The following is a 26,964-nucleotide window of genomic DNA, read 5'->3' as shown; positions in this document are numbered from 1 at the left end:
TGTTCAGCGCGACGGTGAACTTGAACGGCTTGTGCACACGCTGACCGGAAGGCATGCCGGACTGAGGGTCGGTTGGCACAGTCACAATGTGGTTGAACTCCTGAACCAGCATCTCGTCTTCATGGCCTTCCACAAAGATGTCACCGACGGATTCCGCAGTAAAGGCGCCGGCAGTGAGGTTGCCCTGAGTTTGGCCTTCGATAGAGATATAACATGGTGTTGGCATGATAAATTCCTTTTTAAAATTCACTGAGGTTTGGATTAACCTTCCTAGCTAAAGCAACCTTCGCGCCAAAATTTAATCAATTGATTTCGTTACTGTTTAAAAAATAGCCCAACTGGCTGGGCAAAAAATTGCCCGAACTTGAGCAAAAAATTGCCCGGCGGGCAAGAAATTGCCCAATCAATATGACGTACTTTAAATGTGAAAAACTTCCGCTTTGAGGTGTTATGACAAGGCAAGACAGATACATAATATCACCATCAAAACACGCTAGCGGTTGTCATCGTGTGCCGGTGATAACTAGAGTCCGGAGCCAACGGCCTTAGTGCTATGGAACATGGTTTATACATGGGTTACGGCCAATCGATGATGAATGCTTGCAACTCCTATCGCCACGGATCAGGGTAAGCATCTTTTTTGCCTAGATGAGTAGATCATTGCACCTATATCGTTTCTGAGTAGTAACTTGACGCAGTTATAACATCAAGCTTGGTGAGCTGGGCTTCAAGAGCACATGTTCGGTAACCCTTGCGCTACAAGGGTTCTACAAGGTGTAGCACAAATAGGAACCGTTATTTAGGGATTGTCTGGGGGAGTGAGTAAACTTCTAATGGAAAGTTAATGCGATGGGCGAGGTTAAGTTTAAGTTGATGACAGAGAAGTATTGAAAATATTGCTTGTCATTCTCTCACTCGCGAATGGACACAGTTTTGGCCCCTTTTGTTTACAGCATAAGGCGGAGATTAACTATGTAAATGAGGACGAAAATGGTTCCGTTTTTGTTCTAACTATAAGCTATTGTTGAACTTTTTCTATTGTCATACACTATCGGGCCCTTTGGTTTGTTGGTTGGGCCCGCATGCGTTTTTCATCTGCACGTTTGTTGCTGCTAATGGCTTGGTTGGCCACGAGTTTTACCCTGGCCGCCGAGATAGGCGGCACGGCAGTGGTCGGAAAACTCTATATCAGCGGCGCCGGACTGCCCGGGCAATTGACTCCAGAGGGGGCCGGTGGATGGTCGGATCCTATGTGGTTGCTGTGGCTCATGGGCCTTGGCAGCTTCTTTTGCCGTTTTCGTTGTTTTGCGCTCTGGTTGCTTGCTTTGCTGGCGTTGCAACTTAAGTTTGTTATTCGGGTCGACGACAGCCTGCTGTGGAGCAGTTGGCTAGTGTTGTTATTGCCGACACAAGTGTTGTTTGGCCTGATTTTGCTGTTGATTGACCGGGGCGAGGGCGCACGAGCCCAGGTAATCACCTTTAACTGACGACAGTCCCCAAGTCTCAAGCCGTATTGAGGGAGAATAATAGATGTCCAGAAAAGCCAGAGCCGCCATGGTTTCGGTCTGCTCCAATATTTCGCTGATCATTATGAAGGTGGCGGCGGGTATTGTCAGTGGCTCGGTCAGTATCATTTCGGAAGCGATTCACTCCGCCATGGATTTGGTGGCGGCCTTGATCGCTCTGTTTGCTGTGCGCCGCGCCGATGTGCCGCCGGACTGGGATCATCCCTACGGTCACGACAAGATAGAGAATGTTTCCGGGGTTATTGAGGCGCTGTTGATTTTGGCGGCGGCTGGTTGGATTATTTTCGAGGCCGTCGGCAAGTTGCTCAGCCCCTCAGAGGTGGAAGGCCTGGGTTGGGGGGTATTGGTGATGCTGTTGTCGGCGTTGGTTAACACTGGCGTCAGTGCCTATCTCTACCGGGTGGCCAGGGAAGAACAATCGGTGGCGCTTGAGGCCGATGCCCTGCACCTTAAGGCCGATGTGCTCACCTCCCTCGGGGTAGCCGTGGGGCTGCTGCTGATCTGGGTGGGTGGCTATTTTGGCCATAATCTGGCGCTGCTGGATCCCATAGTGGCCATAGGGGTGGCGCTGTTTATTCTCAAAGAAGCGATAAGCATGTTGGATCAGGCCTTCAAGCCGCTGCTGGATCACAGCATCAGCGAAGAGGAGCTTAACCGGGCCGCCGAGATAATCGCGCACCACTGTCCCAATGAAGGCGGTTTTCACGACTTGCGTGGCCGTCAGGCGGGCAGACGGCGTCATATCGACTTCCACCTGACCTTGCCCAAGGAGATGAGCGTTGGCCATTCCCATGCCATCTGTGACCGTATCGAGCAGGCCTTGATGGCCGCCATCCCCCATGCGGCGGTGTTTATCCATGTGGAGCCGCTGGAAGAGCAGCCCGAAGAAGAAGGCTTACTGCAACAGGGCGCCTGAAGCGGCGCCCGCGTGGCTGCATCAGAGCCCTTGATGGGGACCGAACACTTCGTAGTGGATCTGCGCTTCCTCAATACCCAGGGCCAGCAACTGCGCCTTGATGCTCTGCATAAAGCCTATGGGGCCACAGCAGTAGAATTGGCCCTCGGACGGCAGCATGGCCGCTATCGGCTCCAGCACCATGGTGCCCTTCAGGTCATAATCCTGTCCCTGAATATCAGTCTCAAGCGGCTGGCGATACCAGGTCAGCGCTTTGAGATTTGTCTGCTCGGCCTGCTTGCGGCGTATCTCTTCGGCACAAGCATGCTGGGCGCCATTTTCACAGGCATGCAGCCATAGTGTCTCGGCGCAGTCTTGCTGCAGGCGACTGTTTAACATGCTCAGCATAGGCGTCAGGCCAACTCCGGCAGATAGCAGCACAACCTGGGTTTCAGGCTCAGTATTCATGAAAAAATCCCCCGCCGGCGGGATTAGCTCAAGCTCGCTGCCGATATCGAATTCATTGTGCAGCAGGTTGGAAACCAATCCTTCGTTTTCACGTTTAACGCCGATGCGATAGCTGCGGCCGTTGGGGGCATCCGCCAGTGAGTATTGGCGTATCTCGGTATGGGCCAGCGCCGGATGGCTGAGTTTGATGTTCAGGTATTGCCCCGGCTTAAAATCGGCCACAGGGCCGCCATCCTTGGGCGTGAGTTCGAAAGAGGTAATGGCGGCAGACTCGCGGCGTTTGTTGCTGACAACAAAGGTGCGGGTGCCGCTCCACCCCCCTTGTTTGCCTGCTGCATCGGCATAAATCTGCGCTTCGCGACCAATAAAGATATTGGCCAACACCCCATAAGCCTTCTCCCAGGCGCCCAGTACCTCTGGCGTGACGGCATCGCCGCCGAGTTCTTCCAGGGTGGCAAGCAGATGCTTGCCGACTATGGCGTATTGCTCGGGTTTGATCAGAAAGCCTGTGTGTTTCTGGGCAATTCTTTCCACGGCTTCACCGAGAACAGCCAGATTGTCGATATGTTGGGCATAGGCGGCGACGGCATTGAACAAGGCTACCGGCTGATCGCCCTTATGCTGATGAGCCAGGTTGAACACATCTTTCAGTTCGGGATTGTGGTGGAACATGCGCTGATAGAAGTGTTTGGTCAGCTCTGGGCCGGCGGCAACCAGCAGGGGAATAGTACTCTTGACCACTTGGATAGTGTGTTGATCCAACATAACGACAACCTCAAAGATTTATTTAAGTTATATGTTCCGCGATAAAATAAACATGTATTTGATTTAGATCAATAAAAAATCTGACTAGATCTGTCAGGTATTCAGTATGGTTTGCAAAAACACTCTTGTGGGTGAGGCATGTCTATGTTTTATCGTATCCGGATCCTGATTCTGGCTTGTTCGCTTCTCTGGTGCCGGTGCCAAGTCGCCGTCAGTGGCCAACAATGACTTTTGCCGCTAAAAAGCGGATAATTCCCCCAATTTTGCTCAATTTGACCCAGATCACAGCCGGTCGCTGGTTTTACCGCTGCGGCGAGTGTCATAGGGCGAGCGGGAAACCCCGCCGGAACTCGGAACTATCCAATGGAAATCAAAGTAAATTTTCTCGACAACCTTAGACTCGAAGCCAAGTTTGATGACTTCAGTGTCATTGCCGACCAGCCAATCCGCTACAAGGGTGATGGCTCGGCGCCGAGCCCGTTCGACTACTTTCTGGCTTCATCAGCGCTGTGTGCCGCCTATTTTGTGAAGGTGTACTGTGTCGCCCGCGATATTCCTACCGAAGGCATACGCCTGTCGCAAAACAACATAGTCGACCCGGAAAACCGTTATAACCAGATCTTCAAGATTCAGGTGGAACTGCCGGACACCATCTCTGACAAAGACCGTGAAGGCATACTGCGTTCCATCGACCGCTGCACTGTGAAGAAAGTGGTTCAGACCGGCCCCGAGTTCCAGTTGGAAACCGTGGATAACCTGGATCAGGACGCCCAGGCGATGCTGATGCTTAAGCCGGATGACAGCCACAGCACCTTTATTCTGGGTAAGGATCTGCCGCTGGAGCAGACCATAGCCAACATGACCAACACCTTGGCCGGACTGGGGATGAAGATAGAGATCTCCTCCTGGCGTAACCTGGTGCCCAACGTTTGGTCGCTGCATATCCGTGACGCCGCTTCGCCCAAGTGTTTTACCAACGGCAAGGGCGCAACCAAAGAGAGCGCGCTCTGCTCGGCTCTGGGCGAGTTTATCGAGCGTCTCAGCTGCAACTTCTTCTACAACGACCAGTATTTCGGCCCCGAGATCGCCAACGCCGAATTTGTTCACTATCCCAATGAGAAGTGGTTCCAGCCCGGCCCCAACGATGAGCTGCCAGCCGGGATCCTTGATGACTATTGCCTGGAAATCTACAACCCGGATGGCGAGCTCTGCGGCTCCAACCTTATCGACACCAACTCGGGCAATGTCGAGCGCGGCATCTGCGCCATTCCTTATGTGCGTCAGTCCGATGGCGAGACTGTGTATTTCCCCTCCAACCTGATTGAAAACCTGTATCTCAGCAACGGCATGAGTGCAGGTAACAATCTGGATGAGGCCAAGGTGCAGTGTCTGTCCGAGATTTTCGAGCGGGCGGTGAAGCGCCGCATCATAGAAGAGGAGCTGGTTCTGCCTGAGGTGCCGAAAGCCGTGCTGGCCAAGTATCCTTCGATAGTGGCCGGCATAGAGGCGCTGGAGGCGCAGGGCTTTCCGCTGGTGATCAAGGATGCCTCCCTCGGTGGCCAGTTCCCCGTCATGTGTGTGACCCTGATGAACCCCCGCACCGGCGGTATATTTGCCTCCTTCGGCGCCCACCCCAGTTTTGAGGTGGCGCTGGAGCGCAGCCTCACCGAACTGCTGCAGGGCCGCAGTTTCGAGGGCCTAAACGATGTGCAAAAGCCTACTTTCAACAGCATGGCGGTGCAGGAGCCGGAGAACTTTGTTGAACACTTTATCGACTCCAGCGGAGTGATCTCCTGGCGCTTCTTCAGTAGCAAGCCGGACTATGAGTTTGTCGAATGGGACTTCTCCGGCAGCAACGCCGAAGAGAGCCAGAGCCTGTTCGGGATTCTTGAAGAGATGGGCAAAGAGGTCTACATCGCCGAGTTTACCGAGATAGGCAACGCCTGTCGGATCCTGGTGCCAGACTTCTCCGAGGTGTATCCGGTATCGGATCTGATTTGGGACAACACCAATAAAGCGCTGGACTACCGAGAAGATATTCTTAACCTGCATCGCCTCAGCGACAGCCAACTGCAAAGCCTGTCCGAGCGCCTCGAAGACAGCCAATTGGATATCTACACGGATATCATCACCCTGATAGGTATAGAGTTTGATGAAAACACCGTCTGGGGCCAACTGACGATACTCGAGCTCAGACTGCTGATCTGCCTGGCCATAGGTGAGCTGGAAGAAGCGCTGGAGCTGACCGAAACCTTCCTGCAGTATAACAACAATACCGTCGCTCGCGGCCTCTTCTATCAATGCCTGCAGGCGGTGTTGGAGATCAGCCTGGACGATGAACTCGAGCTGGACGACTACCGGTACAACTTAGGACGCATGTTCGGCCAGGAAACCCTGGATGCCGCCATAGGTTCGGTCAATGGCACAGTGCGCTTCTACGGCCTGACCCCAACCAATATGCAGCTCGAAGGCCTGGAAAAACACCTGCGACTGATCGAAAGCTACAAGAAGCTGCACGCCGCCCGCGCCAGAGTGGCTGCTAAAAAGTAATTGATGCTCAGGTAAGGGGAATGCTTGCCCCTTACCTGGCCACATTGGCTTTTAGTCTGGTTTCTTGTGGTTCAAGTTATCCTGTCACTTTGATCAAGAGAAGAAGTTGCATACAAATGTTTTCTCTGTAACGCATCTTCTCTATGTACTCAAAACATGTGTACTCAAAACATGAAAACAATTTTAGCGGCAGACTCTTTGCCTGTAGGTTAATTTACCGTTAGCATTAAGCATTGTGTGTGCCTTTTTGTCATGAACATCAAGGATTTCATTTGTGAAGATGCCAAGGCCTGCCATGGCCTATGTTGTTCCTTTTTGTGTTTTTTTTATTTATCTCTGCCTGGTTGCCGGAGAGTATTTTTATGAACGCCAGTCTTTGGAATCCGAGGCGTCTACGGCCCAGATAAAGCAGCTTGAGAAAGAACTTTTCAGGATGCAACATCTTGTTGAGAGGGCGATTCACAATCAAAATTTAGACAGTGTGGCCGAGGAGATATCTCTGGCGGCGACAGACTTCAACATCATGGTGTACATACTGCTAGATGACACCAGTCTTATCCGCTACGCCAATCATGTTGTTTGGCGCGACAGTCGGGCTTCGCAAGTGATCGATGGCTATTCAATGGCGTTACACCGGCAAGTGGTTGATTCTGGAAAGCCACGGATATTTGCCAATATGGATAGGCTATCAATACAGGCATATTATCCCGTCATCACCGAGGCTCCCGTTAGTTTTGGGGGCAAGGCCGAACTGCTTTATCTCGAGTATGATCTATCGCCTGCAATGGCCAAGGTAACTGATGACCTCAATCTGCGTTTTATGCGGGTTTGGGGCTTGGGAGCCTTATTTGTTTTGGGCTTTATGCTGGTGTTGCACTTTATGTTAATCCGCCCTTTAAGGGCTCTGGCTTGGCAGGCCAGAGGGGGCGAGAACATCCCTTTTCATATGGATAACACTTGGGTTTTCAGTGAAATACGGGTGCTAAAGGATTATTTGCACCGGAGCCAACAGAAGTTGCAGCGAACCCAGAAGCAATTGAGGGACAATGAACAACGCTGGTTGTTTGCGGTGGAAGGGACTCGCAATGGGATCTGGGACTGGAACATAGCCAGCGGCGAAGTTTTTCTGTCGGACCGCTGGAAAGAGATGATAGGTTATGGCCCACACGAACTCGAAGGGCTTTATTCTACTTGGGAAAGCCGACTGCATCCGGACGACAAAGGAGCCGTGTTGTCGTCTTTGCAGGCTTATCTCAATGGTGAAACTGAGGCGTTTGAGAGTGTTCACCGTTTGCGCCATAAAGAGGGGCACTATATCTGGGTGCTGGATAGAGGAATGCTGGTTGAATGGGATGAACAGGGCCGCCCTTGCCGGATTATAGGTACTCATGCCGATGTGTCGGATGATGTGCGCAATCAGCAAGCCCTGGCCCATTTAGCCAACCATGATGCCCTGACTAATTTAGCCAATCGCCGCTCTTTGATGGATGCCTTGTATGAGCAGCAAAAGCATTGTCGCAACAGCCAGCAGTGTGCAGCGCTGTTCCTGATCGACTTGGATAATTTCAAAACCATCAATGACACGCTCGGGCATCATTTGGGCGATCGGTTATTGATCCAACTGGCTGCTAGGTTTTCGGGCTATTTTAGCGCCAATACCCTGGTTGCCCGGTTGGGGGGGGATGAGTTCGTTATTCTGGCGAAGGATCTAACCCAAGACAGAGCTACGGCGGCAAGACGAGCCTTGGCGTTGGCCAGTGAGATCAGACAGTTGGTTGCCAGGCCTTTCAATATCAGTGACAAACAGCTGCATGTGTCTGCCAGCATTGGTGTTTGCCTGTTTGATGATCAGGATGATATTGATGCCGAGGAGCTTTTGAAGCGAGCCGATATGGCCATGTTTCAGGCCAAGGAAGGTGGTAGAGATAACTGCATGATCTACAACTCTGAGATGGAGGTGAAGGCTCACCAAAATCTGCTGATCCAGAATGAGCTACGCTATGCAATTGAGCGGCAACAACTCTCTTTGGTTTATCAGCCAATAGTTGATGCCCAGGGGAAATTGACTGGGGCTGAGGCGTTATTGCGTTGGCAGCATCCGCAGCAGGGGAATATTTCGCCGGCGGATTTTATTCCTGTGGCTGAAGGTAGCGGCCTTATCAGTGAGATTGGCCATTGGGTCATTCTTGAAGTTTGCCGCTTCATTCGCGAGCAGCAGGCCAGGGGAATTGGGGTGCCTAAAATTGCCATCAACCTCAGTGCCAGGCAGTTCAATCAGCCCGAGTTTGTGGAGCGTCTTATCGCCTTGCTGAAGGCTCAGGGGATTGCTACAGATGCGCTGGAGTTGGAGTTGACCGAATACGCCTTGTTGACCAATCTGTGTATCATGAATACCCGAATCGATCTGTTGAGGAAGGCGGGGATATCCGTGGCGATAGATGACTTTGGCACAGGCTACAGTTCGTTGAGTTATCTACAGAACCTGCCTCTATCCAGACTGAAGATAGATGCCTCTTTTGTGCAGAAGATTGGCTCTGGGCGCAGTGCCGATGCCATAGTTAAAGCCATAATCGAAATGGCCCACAGTCTGGAATTGAAAGTGGTTGCCGAAGGGGTTGAAACCGCTCAACAAAGAGCCTTTTTGAATCAGCTCGGCTGTGACAACTTCCAAGGGTATCTGTTCAGTCAGCCTCTGCCTGAGGTTGAGTTTGCAGCTCTGCTGCGGCCTCCGAGGCGTAAGTTACCGTATGCTGCGCCAGGAAGTTGAAAATAATATTCAGCACCTGCTCACGTAATGTGTCGATTTCAATAAAGAGTTCATGCCTGGCTCCCATGATCTTTTCTAATGTCACCTTGGGGCCAAGGGCGGCGATTTGTGCCTGGTTATCGACGATAGTGTCTTGCTCAGCCTGAATAATGAGGATTGGCACTCTTGACTCTCTGGCTGCGGTTATAGTCTGCTCGCAAGCATCCAAAGCTTCTATCAACCACTGATTGGTGGGTGAGCCCAGTTGGATCTCAGGATGTTGCTGACATAAATCCAGTAAGGCTTGATATCGGCTTTTGCTGTGGGTCAGTTGATTATCTTTAAAGGCGAGCGGACGATAATCATGGCCGGATAACACATAGTTGGGCTCGGTATGCGGGCCATAGCTATTGAGTTTTCCCGCCAACCAACGCACGAAGTTGCGCGGCATTGGCAAACGGATCCCATACATGGGTGCAGAGAAGGCTGCGGCAGTAAATCTCTGGGGATATTGCTGCAAATACAGAGTTCCTATGGCACCGCCCATGGAGTGGCCTACTAGAAAATACTGTTCATATTGGTTTGAAACCACTACTTGCTCAACAAAACTATGCAAGTGATCCACATAGTCCTGAAACTTATCTATGTGCCCCTGGTGAGGATTGGCGGTGAGTCTGCTGGATAGTCCTTGCCCCATATGATCCAAGGCGTAGACACTATAACCTTGCTGATAGAAGTCATGGATCAGTTCCCGATACTTGAGATAACTCTCGACCCGGCCATTACTGATGACGACGGCTTGTTTCGCCTTTGGATGGCAAATATAACCATAGGCCAGCTCTTTACCGAATCCCACCGCCAGCTTGGCATGGGTGACGCCTTGCCAGAAAGTCTCCAACTGAGACTGTGTTGAAGCGGGTTCTGCGTTGCGGGCCTGGGTCGTTACCATCCAATATTTCCTGATCTAAAAAGCCAGTGCTCAAAGGCACTGGCCGAGTGTATCAGAAACAGGGCTTCATTGCTGTGAGGCAATAAAGTCGGCTATCTGCTGTTCCAGCACAGACATGGGCACTGAGCCCTGTGCCAAAACTGCATCGTGGAATTGGCGGATATCGAACTTTTCCCCCAGGGCGTCTTCTGCTTGCTTTCGCAGACGTTTGATAGTCAGCTCGCCAATCTTGTAGGCCAGCGCCTGCCCAGGCCAGGAGATATATCTGTCTATCTCTGTGGTGACATTGTGCAGCGACAGAGCCGTATTGCCGGCCATAAAGTCTATTGCTTGCTGACGGCTCCAGCCTTGGGTGTGCATACCTGTATCGACTACCAGGCGGGCGGCGCGCCACATCTCGTAAGTCAGGCGTCCAAAGTTGCTGTAGGGATCCTGATAAAATCCCCCTTCCAGCCCCAAATATTCACTGTATAGTCCCCATCCCTCGCCAAAGGCTGAGATATAGCTATAGCGGCGAAAATCGGGCAGTTGCTCCAACTCCTGATTGAGAGAAATCTGTAGGTGGTGACCCGGAACAGCCTCATGCAGGGTGAGTGCTTCCAACTCATAGAGAGGGCGCTTATCCAAGGCATAAGTGTTTACCCAATAAAAACCCGCCACAGTCTCCGAGTTGGAGCCGGAATAGCGTCCGGTTGTATATTTGGGGGCAATTTCTGCCGGTACAGGGGCTACGCCATAGGGTTTGCGTGGCAGCTTGCCAAAATAGCGTGGCAGCATGGCGTCGGCTTTTTTGGCAATATAGGAGGCCTCTTTGAGCAGTTGCTCCGGCGAGTCTACATAAAAGCGTTTGTCGGTGCGCATAAAATGCAGAAACTCGGCAAAGCTACCTTTAAAACCGGTTTGTTTGATGATCTTTTCCATCTCGGCGCGGATCCGTTTTACTTCACTCAGCCCCAGTTGATGGACTTGCTCAGGCGTCATATTCAGAGTGGTGTAGTACTTGACCCTGTTTTCATAAAAGGCCCGGCCATTGGGCAGCTCTGATGCGGCAATGCTCTGGCGGGCGCCAGGGATATATTCCTTGGTCATAAAGTCGCAGAAGGCTTGATAGCTTGGTAACACATGCTGCTCGACACTGACGTACCCGGCATGGCTCAGCTCCTGTTTAAGATTGGCAGAAAAGTGCTCTGGAAACGTCTCAAACGGCTTGAAATAGCTGCTTTGTTGCACTGGTACTATATAGGCCTGAATACTCTGTTCAAACCCTTTCAGCACAGATTGCGGCTGAGTGATACCCTCGGCAAGCCCTTGGCGCATCCAGTGTATCTGTTGCTGGAAGTAGCGCGGCAGAGATTGCAGCTTCTGCAGGTAGCGACGGTAATCGGCTTCTGTCTTGAATGGCCCTGAGGCCATAGAAGCAATGTAAGCGTGAAAGCCACTCTCTGAGGTAATCGGCAGGTAATGGGCCTTGAACCTGAAGCTATCCACATTCTCCTGCAATTGGTATTCGAGAATACTGGCATTGATGGCGGCTTCTTTGCTCAGCTGTTCCCTGGGTATCGCCTTTAGCCGTTGCAATAGTGCTGAATTGGCCGCAGCATCGGCCGCCAGAGCCTCAGCTGACAAGTCTGCTAATTTACCCGCGGCCGAGTCATCGCCAAACTGGAAGGCCATCTGTGGGCTTTCTGCCAGCCGTTGCTGCCAGGCATCGGTTATTAACTGCTGGAGCTGGCTATCGGCTTGGGATTGCTGCTTGCCTATTTCTGGCGTGTTGGTTTCATGAGTAGGGGTTTGGCAGGCGCCCAAGAGTCCGGTGAGCAATAGGGGGAGCAGGAGTTTTTTCATTTGATTTTGTTCCTTTTTTATCCTTGATGACGGATTATGCCTCAAGCCCGGATGGACCCCCAGAGATTTAACGTCACCTTTTGGTAACAAAGCCTGTCAGTAGACTAAGAGGTGCTAACAAAAGGCGTGTTACACTTAAGCGTCCCCAGACCAAAAAATAATTACATTGGCGGGGTAGTTCATACAGGGGTTATTTTTATGATTGATACTTCAATTCCGTTGGTTGATTTACATCGCCATCTGGACGGTAATGTCAGGGTTGAGACCATATGGGAACTGGGTCACCAACATGGCATTGCCTTGCCGGCGGCCTCGCTTGAGGATTTGGCACCTTATGTACAGATCCAGGGCAAAGAATCCAGCTTAGTGGCTTTCCTGAAAAAGCTGGACTGGATGGTTGCCGTGCTGGCCGATTTGGATGCGGTAAAGCGGGTGGCCTATGAAAATGTCGCCGATGCGGCATTGTCCGGGTTGGACTATGCCGAATTAAGGTTCAGCCCTTACTACATGGCAATGAATCACAAGCTGCCGATAGAAGGCGTGGTGGAAGCCGTTGTTGATGGTGTAAAAGCCGGGCTCAAGGACTATCAGGTTAAGATAAAACTGATAGGTATTCTGTCTCGCTCATTTGGCCAGCAGGCTTGTACTCAGGAGTTGGATGGCTTGCTCGCGCACAGGGAGTCTCTGGTCGCGGTTGATTTGGCCGGTGATGAATTGGGTTTCCCCGGTGAGTTGTTTAACGAGCATTTCAAGCGGGTGCGTGATGCCGGACTTCAGATAACGGCTCACGCCGGAGAAGCCGCCGGTGCCCAAAGCATGTGGCAAGCCATCAAGGAGTTGGGGGCGACTCGCATAGGCCATGGGGTCAATGCCATTCATGATCCCAAATTGATGGAGTATCTGGTGGAACATAAGATAGGTATCGAGTCCTGTCCCACCAGTAATCTACATACTTCCACTGTGAGCAGCTATCAGGAGCATCCACTGCGCACCTTTATGGAAGCCGGTGTGCTGATTGGCTTGAATACCGATGATCCAGGCGTCAGTGCCATAGATATCAAGCATGAATATCGTGTGGTTAAGCAGGAGATGGGCTTCACCGACGCTGAGTTGGCCAAGCTGCAGCGTAATGGCGTGGAGATGGCCTTCCTCTCAGACAGCGAGCGCCGGGAACTTTACGCCGCTAAAGCATAAAAGTTTGGTTAAGACACAAAAAAGCCGATGAATCATTCATCGGCTTTTTTATTCTACTCAGGGTTAAATTACCCGGGAGAACTGTTGCTGACGTGCCTTTTCTCGGAAGTAGACATCGAAACAGATACAGATATTACGGATCAACAGACGCCCGGTTGGGCTGATGCTGATCTGACGGTTTTCAATGTTAACCAGTTTATCGTCGATAAAGGTTTGCAGCAGCTTGAGATCTTCGGCGAAGTAGTCTTCAAACTGGATCCCCAATTGTTGCTCCATCTTGGCCATATCAAGCTCAAAGTGACAGATAAGCTGCTTGATCACCGCGCGACGGATTTCATCATCACGATTGAGTTTACAGCCTTTCCACAGAGCGTGACCCTGCTCATCTATGGCTTCATAGTAAGGGCGAATATCTTTTTGGTTCTGCGCATAACAGTCACCAATCTGACTGATGGATGACACCCCTAGTCCAAGGAGGTCGCACTCTTCTTGGGTGGTATAACCCTGGAAGTTACGGTGCAATCGGCCTTCTCTTTGCAGCTTGGCCAGCTCATCATCGGGTTTGGCGAAGTGATCCATGCCTATGTATTGATAGCCGGCGCCGGTCAGGGTCTCAATAGTCTGATGCAGCATGTCCAGCTTCTGTTGTGGGCTGGGCAGGTGCTCATCTTTAATTTTCCGCTGCGCCGCGAAGCGGGCCGGCAGGTGAGCATAGTTGAATACAGACAGACGGTCGGGTGACAGATCCAGAATTCGCTGAATGGTTTCGGCAAAGGTTTCCGGTGTTTGATGAGGCAAGCCGTAAATCAAATCGACGTTGGTAGAGACAAAGCCCATCTCTTTGGCCTTTTTGATCAGCGCAAAGATAAAGTCTTCATCCTGTTCACGGTTAACTGCTACCTGAACCTCTTTATTGAAGTCCTGCACTCCGATGGAGATACGGTTGAAGCCGGCCTCTTTAAGGGCATCCAGCATAGACAGTTCGATTTCTCTAGGGTCGACTTCGATAGAGTATTCACCCTGTTCGGCAAAGTTGAAGTGACTTTTCAACAGTGACGATAACTTGATGATTTGCTCTGGGTTAAGGAAAGTCGGCGTACCACCGCCCCAGTGCATCTGAGTCACAGTGTAGTGTTTGAACAGAGGTGCCCGCTTGACGATTTCGGCTGCCAGGTACTCTATGTACTGATCAGCTTTGTGCTGATGCCGGGTGATCACCTTGTTGCAGCCGCAGTAATAGCAAAGTTTGGCGCAGAAGGGGATATGAATATACAGAGATAGCTTGTCACTTTTGCTGCCGGCTATGGCCGACAATAGATCGCCTTCTGTGAATGAGTCGTCAAACTCCAGCGCCGTTGGATAGGAAGTATAACGGGGACCGCTGTAGTTATATTTCTCGATCATTGATTGATCCCAGCTGATATGAGTGGGCTGCTTCAAGGCGTGTCCTCCGACAGTAAATTAGCAATGAGCGAAGTATGCAGGGTTATTGCTCAAATAACCTTGATCCAGGTTGTAAAAATTATATGTACACAAGCAAACGTTAAGAAATATCCCTGAAAATGCTTTCAATGTCTGTTTCCTTATTGAGGTTTTGTGCACCGACTCACGCCAGAGAAAAGATTCAGCAGGTTTGATTATTGTTTGGCTGAGACGGCAAAACAAGGCTGCGAACTCAGGCGTAAGCAAAACACAGGCCTCCGATGTTTGGGGCTGATTTTTGGGGGCGAAGAGTTAGGGGGGTGAATAAAGTGCTGCCGACTGCTGAGAGCAAGCCGGCAGTTGGTGCCTAATGAGCTGGTTTGAGCTGAAACTCGGAGAGTTTTTTGGCGTCGGCCAATATGCCTTGCTCCAGCTCGGCTTCAGACTTCATCCTGGCCAGGTCGAGCCGCATCCGTTCTTGCTTGGGTAACTGAGCCCTAGCCTCCAGAATGGGATGATCCTTGATACGCTCAAAATGGGTAAATACATCCGGGTAGTCACCACTGACTCTCTCTGTCAGCGATAGCAGATCGAACAGTTTGACGATTCTAACTACCCCTTCGGACAACTCACAACGTTCTTCCGTCATGGCGGCAGCAATATAGCGGATATCTGCAAGCAGGGATGCCTGTTTCGCTTCCATAACGGCCTTTTGTTCAGCCATAGCCAGCTCTCTGGCCTGGGTTTGTTTCCTCAGACGCAGCAGCAACACTGTGGCATAGGCGCTCAGTCCTATGATGATCAACATGGCTAAGATGATGAGGATAAACTGCATCCCGGCCTCCGTTAGTTGTCTTGGTATTGTTTCAGAAGTTCAGCACCGGATTCGAATTTTTCCAGCAACTCGTCATCGCTATGACCCTTGCCTGGGGCTTCATCGCTCTGATCCAAATCGGTAATGCCGAGTTTTTCCATTAGCTTCTCAATCTTGGCCAATTGCCGCTCCAGCCATTGCTGGTCATCGGCGGCCAGTTCCCGTCCTTCTTCCAGTTGATCCAGCAGCTTATTCAGGCGCGGATCTTCCTCCAGTTGCAGCAGCAACTGTTCATCGGTCAGTTTGGGTTGTTTGGGCTGTGCAACCTTTTCTTTGACTATATCCAGAGCGACAGGTTTTTTGCTGCCAAGGCGGATATCTTGTTTGTCAGTGCCAGCACGTTTTTGCCCCTTCGGAGCAGCTGGGTTCTGGCGGCTGCCCGCCTTATTGCCAGAGTCCTGCTTCTTACGGGCCGGAGCGCGCTCAGATTTCTTGCTTCTGGGGGCCAGTTTGGGGTTGTTCTCGCCGACTTTGCGGGTCTTTTTACTACGGGACATAATTCTCTCGATAAAAAGTAGTTGGTTGCGTCCGAACCGTGCCGGGTTCAGTCTACAAGCGGCGGTTCTGCATCAAGGTCGCGTGTTATAGCAGATCCTGATGTTTTTTGCATCAAGATGAAGTCCTGCGCTGCAAATATTAGCCTAAATTTGCCCTGAGATGCCAAGTAAGCAAATGTCTGCTGCTGATAAAAGCTGACATGGGTTGGATTGTTTTTGTAATGCCATTTGGGGAACGCGGCTAAAGAGGTCAGTAGTGGGGTGGATATGGCCAGCCAACCACCTGGTTTCAAAAGGGTTTCTATTAAGCTCCACTCTTTGGCCGGGGTCCTGAAGTGTTCGAATACCCGAAAACAACAGATAAAGTCATATTGGTGATGTAGTAACTGGTGGTCTGCTGCAAAAAAGGGATCGAACTGTTGTAAATGGTGACCGGCGTCGCGGATCTGTTTCAGGCCATCCTCGCTTAGCACTCGGCCAAAGTTGAGACCAAATAAAGGCGTTGGCTGCAAAGATTGCAGCTGATCCAACAAGGGGTGGATAAAGCGAGCCAACTGCTTTTGCTTTCCTGTTTGGCGGGCTCGGCCGTAACGCTGCTTTTCGGCATCGGGTAACAGGTAACTGCTGGAGTCTGCAAACAACAGCCGACATTCAGGGCAGAGATAAAAACCTCGTTTCTTATCTTGAAAGCTGAGTTCAGCCTGATCGTTATGACACAGGGGGCAGCGACGCATGGACTAATTCAGATCTGCTCAATGGTGGTTAATAAATTATGCCATAAAAAAAGGCGGCAGTATGGCTGCCGCCTTATGATGGTGCTAACTAACACCCTATTCTGATTTCAAGTTTCCTTACTTGCTATGCGACTTTCCCGGTCGATATCCTTCTTTTTTTGACAGCTTTCCCTGCAGTTTTTCTCGTTATCGGTCTTCCAGACACTTTCTTGGGTTTCCTGCAAATAGCGATGGCCAATTGACTCATCATTATTCAGTCGTCTTCTGTGACGCCTAACAGACCATCCTTGTCTACCAAGTACCTTCCAGTGATAACAAGCTTCCAGCCAGTGCATCCAAAGCGCGTTGCTTCCCGTGCCAATGTTTGAGTCCTGCAAACATCTTCCTGTTGGAGCAAGTTCCCCTGTTAATTCGTAAGGACAATGCTAAAAAGCGGTTTGGCAAAATCGCCGGTTCCTTACTTTTATTGACCTGGATTTCAAACTGAAATCTCGACTCATTATTATTATTTGCGAGTGGTCTTAGTAGTCTTATTGTTATTGGCTTGCTTTATTCTTATATCTTGAATGTAAATTATACCGAAACCTGAATGTTGTTGGTAAAGTTTTTATACAAACAGATGGGTTTATCTCGGTACGGGCACATTAAACCTAAATCTGTGATCTGTGTCAAGCATTAATGTTTTCAGTTTACGTAAACGTAAACATAAACATTGTGGCTTAAGAAAAGGGTGAAACTTCACCCTTTTCCAAGTTACAGCAAAAATTACTTCAGGCTGGAGATGTACTTGGCCAGTGCATCAATATCTGCATCATTCAGCTTTTTCGCTGTGTCCTGCATCATGCCGTTTAGGTCATTATGACGGCTCTGGTCACGGAACTTATTCAACTGGATCTTGATGTAGTTGGCGTGCTGCCCAGCAACAGCCGGGAAACCGGCCAGTTCGCTGCCTTTACCTTCAGGACCGTGACAAGCAGAACAAGCGGCTATGCCACGAGACATATCACCACCCTTGAACAGCTTTTCGCCGGCATCAGGAACATCTTTTACTTCAGCAACTTGTAATGTTTGACTGGCAAAATAAGCTGCAACATCGGCAATATCCTGATCGCTCAAGGCTACCGCCATCCCACCCATGATAGGATCCATACGGCCATCCTTGCCACCGGTTTGAGCTGCACTACGAAACTCCCGCAGCTGTTTTTGCAGATAGGTTGTATGCTGACCGGCCAATTTGGGATACATGTCGATCATGCTGTTGCCATCAAGACCGTGGCAGGCAGAACAGACAATGGCTTTGGTTTTTCCCGCTTCAGCATTACCTTCAGCAATCGCAGGTGAAGATATGGCGGCGACTACAGACAGCGCAAGGGCTAACTTTTTCATGGCGTTCCAACTTCTTTCGTTAAATTATTGTCCTGAGCTTACTAGGGTGACCCGCAAGCGTGGTAAAATACAAATAATGTGATCGGGCTAATATTTTACACGAAAACGTGGAAAAGTAAGCAAGTCTTCAATATTTATGCTATCACCCAGCAAAATTCCGGAGTCAGAAGTGACAGCAACTCGTATCGATTTTCGCAAGACAAAATTCCTTATCAGCGCGCCTGATATTGCCCATTTGGACAAGCACTTACCTGGCGATACCGGCGTGGAAATCGCCTTTGCTGGTCGCTCAAATGCCGGTAAATCAAGTGCTTTGAATGCTTTGACCGAGCAGAAAAACCTTGCCAGAACCAGTAAAACTCCTGGCCGTACCCAACTGATCAATGTGTTTGAGCTCGATGAGCAGCGCCGTTTGGTGGATTTACCCGGCTATGGTTTTGCTCAGGTACCACTGGCCATGAAGCTCAAATGGCAGGAATCTTTGGGTGAATATTTACAAAAGCGGGCTTGCTTGAGTGGTGTGGTGGTGCTGATGGATATTCGCCATCCGTTGAAAGACTTGGATTTGCAGATGATTGAATGGGCTGTTGCCAGTGAAATCCCGGTGTTGGCGCTGCTGACCAAGGCAGATAAGTTGCCACAGAGTGCCAAGATGAAAACGGTCAATGAGGTACGTAAAGCGCTGGCTGACTTTGGTGATTGGGTCAGAGTCGAGCCTTTTTCTTCATTGAAGGGCACCGGGAAACCTAAGGTTTTGGCAATTCTGGATGAGTGGTGCCATCCAGCCTGGTTGGAACAAGAAGACAACGAACAAGGATGATGGACCCAAACCACTATACGGCAGCCATGGAGGCTGCCGTTTTTGTATTTGTTGTTTGTGCTGGGAGAATCAGGACAAAAAAAACCGGTGACTCAGTCACCGGTTAACTTAGCTCTTTTGGGGAGAAGCTAAAATTTCAACAAGACTCAAGTACCATCAAACTTGGACTTCGATGGCTCTCAATGACGGTAGCATAGCGCGAATCGAATCAGGTTTAAAGTAATTGCTCTAAAAAATACTGTAGACGAAAAAAAGCCCCAGCAAATGATTGCTGGGGCGCCAGAATTTGGCTGATCACTAAAAGTGAAATAAAGGTCTGAAAGATAGAACATCTTAACCTCTGTACCCTACGCCGAGAATAATACTGCATTTATCTTTAATGGGAAAACTGTTTTTTCAAAAATACGACAATAATGTGGAGTCGATCACAAGAAATCTTGGTTGAAACAGCAATTTTTGATCTGTGAATTACAGAAATGAGCTTAAAATGCAATCTGTTAGCACGCATTTGTCGATTAATTGCCGGAAAGTGTTGTTTTCAGTTCAGATAGGTTGGCTAGTGACGATAATAAGCGGGAATAATTACTGCGTTGTGTTCAAAATACGAAAAAGCCACCCCGAAGGATGGCTCTTGATGAAGTAGGTGGGTTATCAGTGTGCCTGATCCCAGCTATCACCCAGGCCCGCTTCGGCCAGCAAAGGGACATCCAGGGTAGCGGCTTCAGCCATGAGTTTGCAGATCTGTTGTTGCAACTCTTCTGCTTTCGTTTCATCCACCTCAAACACCAATTCATCGTGAACCTGCATGATCATGGTGATCTCCCCCTTGGTGTCAGAGGCTATCCAGTCGGCAACTTTGATCATCGCTTTCTTGATGATGTCAGCGGCTGTTCCCTGCATAGGAGCGTTGATTGCAGCCCGTTCCGCAGCTTGACGCCTCATGGCGTTGCGATCACGGATTTCCGGTAGGTACAGGCGTCTACCAAATAGTGTGGAGACATAGCCTTGCTCGGCGGCGAGTGCTCGGGTCTCTTCCATATACTTGAGCACGCCGGGATAACGCTTGAAGTAGGTATCCATATAGCTTTGTGCTTCAGCGCGGGGAATATCCAGTTGGCGCGCCAAGCCAAAGGCCGACATGCCATAAATCAGACCGAAGTTAACCGCCTTGGCGCGGCGACGCTGTTCTGGGGTGACAGTTTCAAACGCCACATCAAAGACTTCAGCCGCAGTTGCTCTGTGAATGTCTTTACCCTCGGCGAATGCTGCCAGTAGCCCGGCATCCTGGGACAAGTGAGCCATGATCCTGAGCTCAATTTGTGAATAGTCAGCGGCCAAAATCTTGCGTCCTGAAGGTGCGATAAAGGCTTGACGAATTCTACGCCCCTCTTCGGTGCGGATAGGGATATTCTGCAGGTTAGGGTCGCTGGATGACAAACGGCCGGTAGCGGCGTTGGCCTGATGGTAGCTGGTGTGCACTCTACCGGTTTTGCCATTTATCATCAGCGGTAACTTATCTGTATAGGTGCTCTTGAGTTTGGTCAGGCTGCGATGCTCGAGAATAATCTTTGGCAATGGATAATCCAAAGCCAACTCTATCAAGACTTCCTCGGCAGTGGATGGCGCACCTTTCGGGGTTTTCTTGATTACCGGATAGCCCAGTTTTTCGAAGAACAGCGCCTGCAGTTGTTTGGGGGAACTGAGGTTAAATTTCTCTCCGGCGATCTCGTAGGCTTTTTGCTCCAGCGCATCTATTTTTTGCGCCAGCTCATCACTCTGTTGCGACAATTGCATACTGTCGATCAGCACGCCGTCGCGCTCCATCTGTGACAACACCTGAATAAGCGGCAACTCAAGTTCAGTGAAAACCTTGGCTAACTCTTGCTCCCGCTCGAGCCTGGGCCATAGGTGTTGATGCAGCCTAAGGGTAATATCGGCATCTTCTGCGGCATAGGGCGATGCTGTTTCCAGTGGGATCTGGTTGAATGTCAGCTGCTTGGCGCCTTTGCCTGCAATATCTTCGAAGCTGACGCATTTGTGCCCCAGGTATTTGAGTGCCAGCCCGTCCATGTCGTGTCTGGATGCCACTGAATTGAAGACATAGGATTCGAGCATGGTATCGAAGGCGACACCGGCCAGCTTGATACCGGCATTGGCCAGAATACTGATGTCATATTTTAGATTTTGACCGACTTTCTTGATCTCAGGGTTTTCAAGGATCGGTTTGAACTTCGCTAATACCTGTTCTCTAGGTAGTTGTTCGGGGGCTTCCGGGTAATCGTGCCCCAGAGGTAGATAGGCTGCCTCTCCTGCCTTGACTGCAAAAGACAGTCCTACCAGTTCGGCATCCATATAATTGAGGCTGGTGGTTTCGGTATCTACCGCCATCAGTTCGGCCTCGGTTAACTTTTTTAGCCATTTTTCCAGGGCGGCCTCGGTCTGTATGGTTTCGTATTCTGTCTCTATGGCGAGTTGGGGTGCAGTTTCTTCCTGGGTTTCAGCCATTGCAGTATTGACCGCCAACGGATGCGGTATCTTGTTATCCAGAACTTCTGCCAACCAACGTTTGAACTCCATCTCACCATAAAGCTGTGTCAGTTGGTCTTTATTGGGGGCCGTAATATTGAGTTGGTGCCAGTCCAGATCCAGCTCGCAATCTGTCTTGATGGTCGCCAGATCGTAAGAGAGTTGCAGCATTTCTGCATTATCGATGATTTTCTTAGCCATGGTCTTGGCACCACGGAAGCCAAGAGCTGTGACACAATCCGGTTGCTGCAGTAGCTTGGCGACACCACCGGCCCCTGTCAGCATGGCCAACGCGGTTTTCTCACCCACACCAGGCAATCCCGGGATGTTATCGGCCTTGTCGCCCATCAGTGCCAACAGGTCGATGATAAGCTCGGGGCCGACGCCAAATTTACTGGTGACCTCTTCCGGCCCCATTATGGTGTCTGTCATTGTGTTGATCAGGGTGACATTGTCATCCACCAGTTGCGCCATATCCTTATCACCTGTGCTGATCAGAATGGCACGTCCTTCTTTACTGGCCCGGGAGGCCAGAGTGCCTATCACGTCATCGGCTTCTACGCCGGGAATACATAGGAGTGGTAAGCCCAGGGCTTCGATGATGGCATGCAGAGGCGCTATCTGACTACGCAGATCATCAGGCATGGGAGGCCTATGAGCCTTATACTCTGTATACATATCGTTGCGAAATGTGGGGCCTTTGGCATCAAACACAACCGCCATCTGCTGTGGCTTGTATTTGCCCAGCAAGCTGCGCAACATGTTGACTACGCCGTAAACCGCCCCGGTTGCTTCACCCTTGGAGTTGGTCAGGTGAGGCGGCGCATAGTAGGCCCGATAGAGGTAGGAAGAACCATCCACAAGGACGAGGGGGTTTTCTGCTATTGTTGGCATAGTTTTGTTTCAATCTAAGCTGTCTTAAGTGCTGCTAAGCATGCCATACCAAGGCATTTTCGGCCATGACAAAATCACCCTCAGCCTGTGGATAAGTCTGTGAGTGAAAAAATCAACATAGAGAAACACTGTAGAGAACAACTCGAAGTTGTTTTTATAACTTGTTGATATTTATTTGTTATTTGTTTTTTTGTGAGTCAGGTAAAAGTTTTACCAAATCTTATCGGTTGTGGATTTTTTAAATTCCTTTTCCAGATTTGCACCTTGGTAGCGGTAAAAATCGCCTCTTAGCAGAGACGATGAATTAAGTTAGCATGTTTTTTAATCAGATCAACCAGTTTGTAATTGGTTTGTTAAACCTAAATGACATAAGAGGGATTTTTTAATGAAAAAAATTGCAGTTCTTCTCAGTGGTTGCGGTGTCTTCGACGGCAGTGAAATCCACGAAGCAGTGTTGACCCTGCTGTCCCTGTCTCGCTCCGGCGCAGCGTACCAATGTTTTGCCCCTGATATTCCTCAAATGCATGTGGTCAATCATCTCAAGGGTGAAGTCGTGGAGACTGAGCAGCGCAATGTGTTGGTGGAGGCTGCTCGAATTGCCCGGGGTGATATCAAGGCGACGTCCGAGTTGAATCTGGCCGACTTCGACGGCCTGATCATTCCTGGAGGCTTCGGGGCCGCCAAAAACCTCTGTAACTTTGCCGTAAATGGCAGCAATAGTGAGATTGCCGCCCCGGTGCGTGAATTTATCAGCCGTTTTATCAGTGCCGGAAAGGTGGTGGGCTTTATCTGTATCGCGCCTGTGATGATCCCGGGCCTCTATGGTAAGGGGGCCAAAGGCACCATAGGGACGGACGCCGAAACCGCAGCGGCCTTTACTGCCATGGGCGGTGAACATCAAAATGCCAAGGTAGATCAAATTGTGGTCGACAGTGAGCGCAAGATAGTCAGCACCCCAGCTTACATGCTGGCAGGTTCCATTGCCGAGGCCAATAGTGGTATTGAAAAGCTGGTGGCTAAGGTGTTGGAGCTGGCCTAAGCCCTGTCCAAGTTCTTTTGAACCTATTCAAGAGGGAGCCTGAGCTCCCTCTTTTTACTGTAGCCTGCTGTGCAGAATGACTTTGGCGTGTACAAACCTGAGCCACATAGGATTAGCTTTTCTTGCGGTTGTCGAGCCAGCCTTGGGCCAGCCCGACCAAGAGCCCGCCTAGATGCGCGCCGTTGGCTATCGAAAGGCCAAACACATCCATAAAGCCAAGTACCAGCCACAGCAGCATAAAGCCCATCATGGCCGGTGGCAGGCCTATGCCTTTCTCTGGGCTCATGCGGCCGCTGACCCAGGTATAACCCACCAGGCCATATACAACCCCGGAAAGACCGCCGAAGTTGGGGCCACTGAGATAGTACTGCACTATATTGGGCAAAGTGCCGGCGACCAGCAGTAGAGTCAGCAGTGGCGCAATGCCGATACGGTTTTCTATTTTGCCACCCAAGACCCACCACCAGAGCAGGTTAAAGGTGATATGCAGCGCCGAGAAGTGCAGTAGGCTCGGGGTAAATAAGCGCCAGAATTGGCTGAAACCGGCATCCGAAGTGGCGCCGAAGAAAGCCAGGGCTTCGAAAACCTGATTGCCGTAGCCCAGGTTCATGGCTGCGAAGATAGCTATGCAGACCAGTAGAATGATCAGCGTCAGCGGTCCGGCGCCGGTAATAAATTGACTCAGCAGTTGCAGCGATGGCGCGCCATAGTCAAAGCGGATTCGGTTGTCGCCATGATCCCAAGAGGCCTGCAAGTACTTGGGGTTTAACGGATCCTGGACAAAGTCGAGAAATGCTTTGCGCCCCTTGGCTTGGTCTGTGTCCTCAATAACATGGATGGCCACCCCCTGTTCCAGATGTGTGATGCGACAGGGGATCCCTTCACCCTTGAGGTAGTCTACCAGCGCCTGGGCGGCGCGTTCGTTGGGGAGGCGGCCGATTTCCATGTCTCAGTCCCTCGGCCAGGCAGCGAAACCGCCATCAAGGCTGTAGACCTCATCGAATCCTTGATGTTGCAGATATTCCGCGGCACTTTGGCTGCTGATGCCATGATAACAGCAAACCACCAAGGGCTTATCCATATCGGCGTCCCTGAGATAGTCGGCCAGATTGTCATTACCGAGGCGAACGGCGCCGGGAATATGGGCCGTCTCGAAACTGGCCGGATCGCGGATATCGACTATCTGCAGCTCGGCATCTTCGGCCATCATTTGCTGGAGTTGAACGACAGAAAGGTGTTGGTAACTGGACATAGTTTGCCTGTAAAAGAGGTAGTGCTTATTAACAGTGTGCATCAGGGCGCTGCATGAGTACAGCGCCCTGTTTGGGGATCAATCCCAGCTGAGAATGACTTTGCCGGATTGACCCGAACGCATGGCATCAAAGCCCTGCTGGAAGTCATCTACTTTGTAATGGTGAGTGATAATAGGTGCAATATCCAATCCGGACTGGATCAGGCTGGCCATTTTGTACCAGGTTTCAAACATTTCCCGGCCATAGATGCCCTTTATCACCAAACCCTTGAAGATGACCTTGCTCCAGTCTATCGCCATATCGCCACCCGGGATCCCCAACATGGCAATTTTGCCACCGTGGTTCATGGTATCCAGCATGGAGTGGAAGGCTGACGGCACACCGGACATTTCCAGGCCGACATCGAAGCCCTCTGTCATGTTGAGTTCGCTCATTACGTCTTCGAGTTTTTCCTTGGCCACATTGACGGCTCGGGTCGCCCCCAGTTTACGGGCCAACTCCAGACGGTACTCGTTGACATCCGTAACTACCACGTGGCGCGCACCGACATGGCGGCAAACCGCGGCGGCCATAATGCCTATGGGGCCGGCTCCGGTGATCAGCACATCTTCACCGACGAGATCGAACGACAGCGCAGTGTGTACCGCGTTGCCGAAGGGGTCGAAGATAGCGGCCAGATCGTCGCTGATATCATCGGGGATCTTGAAGGCGTTGAAGGCCGGGATCACCAGGTATTCGGCGAAGGCGCCTTCGCGGTTAACCCCAACACCCACAGTGTTGCGGCACAAATGGGTACGGCCACCACGGCAATTGCGACAGTGACCACAGGTGATATGGCCTTCGCCTGACACCCGGTCACCAATATTGAAGCCACGCACTTCCTGGCCCATATCCACCACTTCGCCGACATATTCATGGCCGACAACCATAGGAACCGGGATGGTCTTTTGTGACCACTCATCCCAGTTGTAGATATGCACATCGGTACCACAGATGGCGGTCTTGCGGATCTTGATCAGCAGATCGTTATGGCCCATTTCTGGCTTGGGCGCGTCTACCATCCAGATGCCTTGTTCAGGCTTGAGTTTGCTCAGTGCTTTCATTATGTTACTCCATGGGATAGGTATCAGATGATACCCATCTCCTTGCCGATTCGGGTGAAGGCTTCGATGGCCTTGTCCAGCTGTTCACGGCTATGAGCCGCCGACATCTGGGTACGGATACGGGCCTGTCCCTTGGGTACAACCGGGAAGGAGAAGCCGATAACATAGATATTTTCCTGCAACAGGCGGTTGGCGAAGTCACTGGCCAACTTGGCATCACCCAGCATGACCGGCACTATGGCGTGGTCGGCTCCGGCCAGGGTGAATCCGGCTGCAGCCATTTTTTCACGGAAATAACGGCTGTTTTCCCATACCGCTTCGCGCAGTTCCTGGCCCTCTTTGAGCATCTGCAGCACCCGAATCGAGGCGCTGACGATGGAAGGCGCCAGTGAATTGGAGAACAGGTAAGGACGTGAACGCTGACGCAGCCAATCGACGACTTCTTTACGGGCCGCGGTAAAGCCGCCGGAAGCGCCGCCCAGCGCCTTACCCAAGGTGCCTGTGATGATGTCGACGCGCCCCATCACATCGCAATATTCGTGGGTGCCGCGGCCGTTCTGGCCGATAAAGCCAACGGCGTGGGAGTCATCGACCATGACCAGAGCGCCGTATTGGTCGGCGAGGTCACAGATACCCTTGAGGTTGGCAATAACCCCATCCATGGAAAACACTCCATCTGTCGCTATCAAGATATGGCGGGCACCGGCATCGCGGGCGGCGATCAGTTGGGTTTCCAGATCGGCCATATCATTGTTGGCGTAGCGGAAACGCTTGGCCTTACACAGGCGAACACCGTCAATGATAGAAGCGTGGTTCAGGGCATCCGACACTATGGCATCTTCCGGGCCCAGCAGGGTTTCAAACAGACCTGTGTTGGCATCAAAGCAGGAGGAGTAAAGGATGGTATCTTCCATGCCGAGAAACTCGGATAGATTGGCTTCCAGTTGTTTGTGAATATCCTGGGTTCCGCAAATAAAACGTACCGAGGCCATGCCAAAGCCATGGTCTGCCAATCCGGCCTGCGCCGCCTTGATCAATTCAGGATGATTGGCCAGCCCCAGGTAGTTGTTGGCGCAAAAGTTGATAACTTCTGCTTCATTGACGCGAATGGCCGGTTGCTGTGGAGAAACTATTACACGTTCGCTCTTGTACAGGCCTTCGGCCTTGACGTCAGCAAGCTGTTGGTTGATCTGATCGTAGAATGAGGTAGATGCCACCTTAAGTCTCCTTGATTGGATTATTCTGTTTATTGGAGTGGTGGCATTTTAACCCTAAAGCCAATGGCTCAACACTCTTTTTTGAGCTGGGTCGGCAGGGATAAATCAGATTAGGGCTAGTGCTTATTTCAGATGAGAAAAACTAGGGAATCCGAGAAGGAGAAAGGCATCTGAATGACAGATGCCAAAGACCAAAGACCAAAGACCAAAGACCAAAGACCAAAGACCAAAGACCAAAGACCAAAGACCAAAGACCAAAGA

At 50.8% G+C, this 26,964-nt stretch carries 21 protein-coding genes; 7 read left to right on the top strand and 14 right to left on the bottom strand.

Annotation, left to right across the window (positions count from 1 at the left end):
• Nucleotides 1-226: type VI secretion system tube protein TssD (gene tssD / locus CX651_RS02690; RefSeq protein WP_157822659.1), on the bottom strand; the 226-nt coding region annotated here is incomplete at its 3' end.
• Between the two features lie 856 nt (nucleotides 227-1,082).
• On the opposite strand from tssD, the gene CX651_RS02685 reads away from it, so the two are divergent.
• Nucleotides 1,083-1,487 (top strand): hypothetical protein, encoded by a 405-nt coding sequence (locus CX651_RS02685; protein ID WP_146225982.1) that lies wholly within the window; start codon nucleotides 1,083-1,085, stop codon nucleotides 1,485-1,487.
• A gap of 43 nt (nucleotides 1,488-1,530) precedes the next feature.
• Nucleotides 1,531-2,442: a cation diffusion facilitator family transporter gene (locus tag CX651_RS02680; RefSeq protein ID WP_101053302.1), complete on the top strand. Its 912-nt coding sequence runs from the start codon at nucleotides 1,531-1,533 to the stop codon at nucleotides 2,440-2,442.
• Nucleotides 2,443-2,463: 21 nt separating this feature from the next.
• On the opposite strand, the gene hmpA is transcribed toward CX651_RS02680, so the two are convergent.
• Nucleotides 2,464-3,654, bottom strand: coding sequence for an NO-inducible flavohemoprotein (hmpA, locus tag CX651_RS02675; RefSeq protein WP_101053300.1), 1,191 nt, complete (start codon nucleotides 3,652-3,654; stop codon nucleotides 2,464-2,466).
• Nucleotides 3,655-4,017: 363 nt separating this feature from the next.
• Between hmpA and CX651_RS02670 the strand changes: the two genes are divergently transcribed.
• On the top strand, nucleotides 4,018-6,204 hold the full coding sequence (locus tag CX651_RS02670) for an OsmC domain/YcaO domain-containing protein (protein ID WP_101053298.1): 2,187 nt from the start codon (nucleotides 4,018-4,020) through the stop codon (nucleotides 6,202-6,204).
• A 280-nt stretch (nucleotides 6,205-6,484) separates the two neighbouring features.
• Nucleotides 6,485-8,971: a putative bifunctional diguanylate cyclase/phosphodiesterase gene (locus CX651_RS02665; RefSeq protein WP_224866874.1), complete on the top strand. Its 2,487-nt coding sequence runs from the start codon at nucleotides 6,485-6,487 to the stop codon at nucleotides 8,969-8,971.
• Here CX651_RS02665 and CX651_RS02660 read toward each other — a convergent pair.
• Both CX651_RS02660 and CX651_RS02655 read right to left on the bottom strand, forming a co-directional pair.
• Nucleotides 8,886-9,899: an alpha/beta fold hydrolase gene (locus CX651_RS02660; protein WP_101053294.1), complete on the bottom strand. Its 1,014-nt coding sequence runs from the start codon at nucleotides 9,897-9,899 to the stop codon at nucleotides 8,886-8,888. The genes CX651_RS02665 and CX651_RS02660 overlap by 86 nt on opposite strands.
• A 66-nt stretch (nucleotides 9,900-9,965) precedes the next feature.
• Nucleotides 9,966-11,744, bottom strand: coding sequence for a DUF885 domain-containing protein (locus CX651_RS02655; RefSeq protein ID WP_101053292.1), 1,779 nt, complete (start codon nucleotides 11,742-11,744; stop codon nucleotides 9,966-9,968).
• Nucleotides 11,745-11,942: 198 nt separating this feature from the next.
• Here CX651_RS02655 and add point away from each other — a divergent pair, with 198 nt between their 5' ends.
• Nucleotides 11,943-12,938, top strand: a complete 996-nt coding sequence (gene add / locus CX651_RS02650) for an adenosine deaminase (RefSeq protein ID WP_101053290.1) — start codon at nucleotides 11,943-11,945, stop codon at nucleotides 12,936-12,938.
• Nucleotides 12,939-13,001: 63 nt separating this feature from the next.
• Here add and hemN read toward each other — a convergent pair whose 3' ends face one another.
• The 5 genes from hemN to CX651_RS02620 form a co-directional block, all read right to left on the bottom strand.
• Nucleotides 13,002-14,378: an oxygen-independent coproporphyrinogen III oxidase gene (gene hemN / locus CX651_RS02645; RefSeq protein ID WP_101053288.1), complete on the bottom strand. Its 1,377-nt coding sequence runs from the start codon at nucleotides 14,376-14,378 to the stop codon at nucleotides 13,002-13,004.
• Between the two features lie 349 nt (nucleotides 14,379-14,727).
• Nucleotides 14,728-15,195, bottom strand: coding sequence for a DUF2489 domain-containing protein (locus tag CX651_RS02640; RefSeq protein WP_101053286.1), 468 nt, complete (start codon nucleotides 15,193-15,195; stop codon nucleotides 14,728-14,730).
• Between the two features lie 11 nt (nucleotides 15,196-15,206).
• Complete coding sequence (yihI, locus tag CX651_RS02635; RefSeq protein ID WP_101053284.1) at nucleotides 15,207-15,731, bottom strand: Der GTPase-activating protein YihI; 525 nt, start codon at nucleotides 15,729-15,731, stop codon at nucleotides 15,207-15,209.
• Between the two features lie 47 nt (nucleotides 15,732-15,778).
• Nucleotides 15,779-16,465: a methyltransferase domain-containing protein gene (locus tag CX651_RS02630; RefSeq protein WP_101053282.1), complete on the bottom strand. Its 687-nt coding sequence runs from the start codon at nucleotides 16,463-16,465 to the stop codon at nucleotides 15,779-15,781.
• A gap of 765 nt (nucleotides 16,466-17,230) precedes the next feature.
• Nucleotides 17,231-17,851 (bottom strand): c-type cytochrome, encoded by a 621-nt coding sequence (locus tag CX651_RS02620; protein WP_039035423.1) that lies wholly within the window; start codon nucleotides 17,849-17,851, stop codon nucleotides 17,231-17,233.
• A gap of 169 nt (nucleotides 17,852-18,020) precedes the next feature.
• On the opposite strand from CX651_RS02620, the gene yihA reads away from it, so the two are divergent.
• The gene (gene yihA / locus CX651_RS02615; RefSeq protein WP_101053315.1) at nucleotides 18,021-18,671 is read left to right on the top strand and encodes a ribosome biogenesis GTP-binding protein YihA/YsxC; all 651 of its coding nucleotides are present in this window, start codon (nucleotides 18,021-18,023) and stop codon (nucleotides 18,669-18,671) included.
• Nucleotides 18,672-19,322: 651 nt separating this feature from the next.
• Here the strand turns inward: yihA and polA are convergent.
• A complete protein-coding gene (gene polA, locus CX651_RS02610; protein WP_101053280.1) occupies nucleotides 19,323-22,091 on the bottom strand; it encodes a DNA polymerase I in 2,769 nt (922 codons plus the stop codon).
• A 385-nt stretch (nucleotides 22,092-22,476) separates the two neighbouring features.
• On the opposite strand from polA, the gene elbB reads away from it, so the two are divergent.
• Nucleotides 22,477-23,130 carry an isoprenoid biosynthesis glyoxalase ElbB gene (gene elbB / locus CX651_RS02605; RefSeq protein ID WP_101053278.1) on the top strand — a complete coding sequence of 218 codons (654 nt, stop codon included), beginning with the start codon at nucleotides 22,477-22,479 and terminating at the stop codon, nucleotides 23,128-23,130.
• Nucleotides 23,131-23,242: 112 nt separating this feature from the next.
• Here elbB and glpG read toward each other — a convergent pair whose 3' ends face one another.
• The 4 genes from glpG to CX651_RS02585 form a co-directional block, all read right to left on the bottom strand.
• The gene (gene glpG, locus CX651_RS02600) at nucleotides 23,243-24,076 is read right to left on the bottom strand and encodes a rhomboid family intramembrane serine protease GlpG (protein ID WP_101053276.1); all 834 of its coding nucleotides are present in this window, start codon (nucleotides 24,074-24,076) and stop codon (nucleotides 23,243-23,245) included.
• 3 nt (nucleotides 24,077-24,079) lie between these two features.
• Nucleotides 24,080-24,382, bottom strand: a complete 303-nt coding sequence (glpE, locus tag CX651_RS02595; RefSeq protein ID WP_025888989.1) for a thiosulfate sulfurtransferase GlpE — start codon at nucleotides 24,380-24,382, stop codon at nucleotides 24,080-24,082.
• Nucleotides 24,383-24,460: 78 nt separating this feature from the next.
• Complete coding sequence (gene tdh / locus CX651_RS02590; RefSeq protein WP_101053274.1) at nucleotides 24,461-25,486, bottom strand: L-threonine 3-dehydrogenase; 1,026 nt, start codon at nucleotides 25,484-25,486, stop codon at nucleotides 24,461-24,463.
• A 23-nt stretch (nucleotides 25,487-25,509) separates the two neighbouring features.
• Entirely contained in the window at nucleotides 25,510-26,703 is a 1,194-nt protein-coding gene (locus CX651_RS02585) for a glycine C-acetyltransferase (RefSeq protein ID WP_101053272.1), read from the bottom strand.
• Nucleotides 26,704-26,964: the final 261 nt, after the last annotated feature.

The sequence above is a fragment of the Shewanella chilikensis genome, from assembly GCF_002836945.1.
Lineage (GTDB): Bacteria > Pseudomonadota > Gammaproteobacteria > Enterobacterales > Shewanellaceae > Shewanella > Shewanella chilikensis.
Note: the sequence above shows the minus strand (reverse complement) of the source record. Positions and strands in the feature narration are given on the sequence as shown.

What these genes read in the sequence shown, in the direction of transcription:
- CX651_RS02680 (WP_101053302.1), top strand. Translation starts at nt 1,531, where the DNA reads ATGTCCAGAAAAGCCAGAGCCGCCATGGTTTCGGTCTGCTCCAATATT.
- add (WP_101053290.1), top strand. Translation starts at nt 11,943, where the DNA reads ATGATTGATACTTCAATTCCGTTGGTTGATTTACATCGCCATCTGGAC.
- CX651_RS02620 (WP_039035423.1), bottom strand. Translation starts at nt 17,851, where the DNA reads ATGAAAAAGTTAGCCCTTGCGCTGTCTGTAGTCGCCGCCATATCTTCA.
- CX651_RS02665 (WP_224866874.1), top strand. Translation starts at nt 6,485, where the DNA reads ATGCCAAGGCCTGCCATGGCCTATGTTGTTCCTTTTTGTGTTTTTTTT.
- elbB (WP_101053278.1), top strand. Translation starts at nt 22,477, where the DNA reads ATGAAAAAAATTGCAGTTCTTCTCAGTGGTTGCGGTGTCTTCGACGGC.
- CX651_RS02630 (WP_101053282.1), bottom strand. Translation starts at nt 16,465, where the DNA reads ATGCGTCGCTGCCCCCTGTGTCATAACGATCAGGCTGAACTCAGCTTT.
- hmpA (WP_101053300.1), bottom strand. Translation starts at nt 3,654, where the DNA reads ATGTTGGATCAACACACTATCCAAGTGGTCAAGAGTACTATTCCCCTG.
- glpE (WP_025888989.1), bottom strand. Translation starts at nt 24,382, where the DNA reads ATGTCCAGTTACCAACACCTTTCTGTCGTTCAACTCCAGCAAATGATG.
- tdh (WP_101053274.1), bottom strand. Translation starts at nt 25,486, where the DNA reads ATGAAAGCACTGAGCAAACTCAAGCCTGAACAAGGCATCTGGATGGTA.
- CX651_RS02655 (WP_101053292.1), bottom strand. Translation starts at nt 11,744, where the DNA reads ATGAAAAAACTCCTGCTCCCCCTATTGCTCACCGGACTCTTGGGCGCC.
- CX651_RS02660 (WP_101053294.1), bottom strand. Translation starts at nt 9,899, where the DNA reads ATGGTAACGACCCAGGCCCGCAACGCAGAACCCGCTTCAACACAGTCT.
- CX651_RS02670 (WP_101053298.1), top strand. Translation starts at nt 4,018, where the DNA reads ATGGAAATCAAAGTAAATTTTCTCGACAACCTTAGACTCGAAGCCAAG.
- yihI (WP_101053284.1), bottom strand. Translation starts at nt 15,731, where the DNA reads ATGTCCCGTAGTAAAAAGACCCGCAAAGTCGGCGAGAACAACCCCAAA.
- polA (WP_101053280.1), bottom strand. Translation starts at nt 22,091, where the DNA reads ATGCCAACAATAGCAGAAAACCCCCTCGTCCTTGTGGATGGTTCTTCC.
- CX651_RS02685 (WP_146225982.1), top strand. Translation starts at nt 1,083, where the DNA reads ATGCGTTTTTCATCTGCACGTTTGTTGCTGCTAATGGCTTGGTTGGCC.
- glpG (WP_101053276.1), bottom strand. Translation starts at nt 24,076, where the DNA reads ATGGAAATCGGCCGCCTCCCCAACGAACGCGCCGCCCAGGCGCTGGTA.
- CX651_RS02640 (WP_101053286.1), bottom strand. Translation starts at nt 15,195, where the DNA reads ATGCAGTTTATCCTCATCATCTTAGCCATGTTGATCATCATAGGACTG.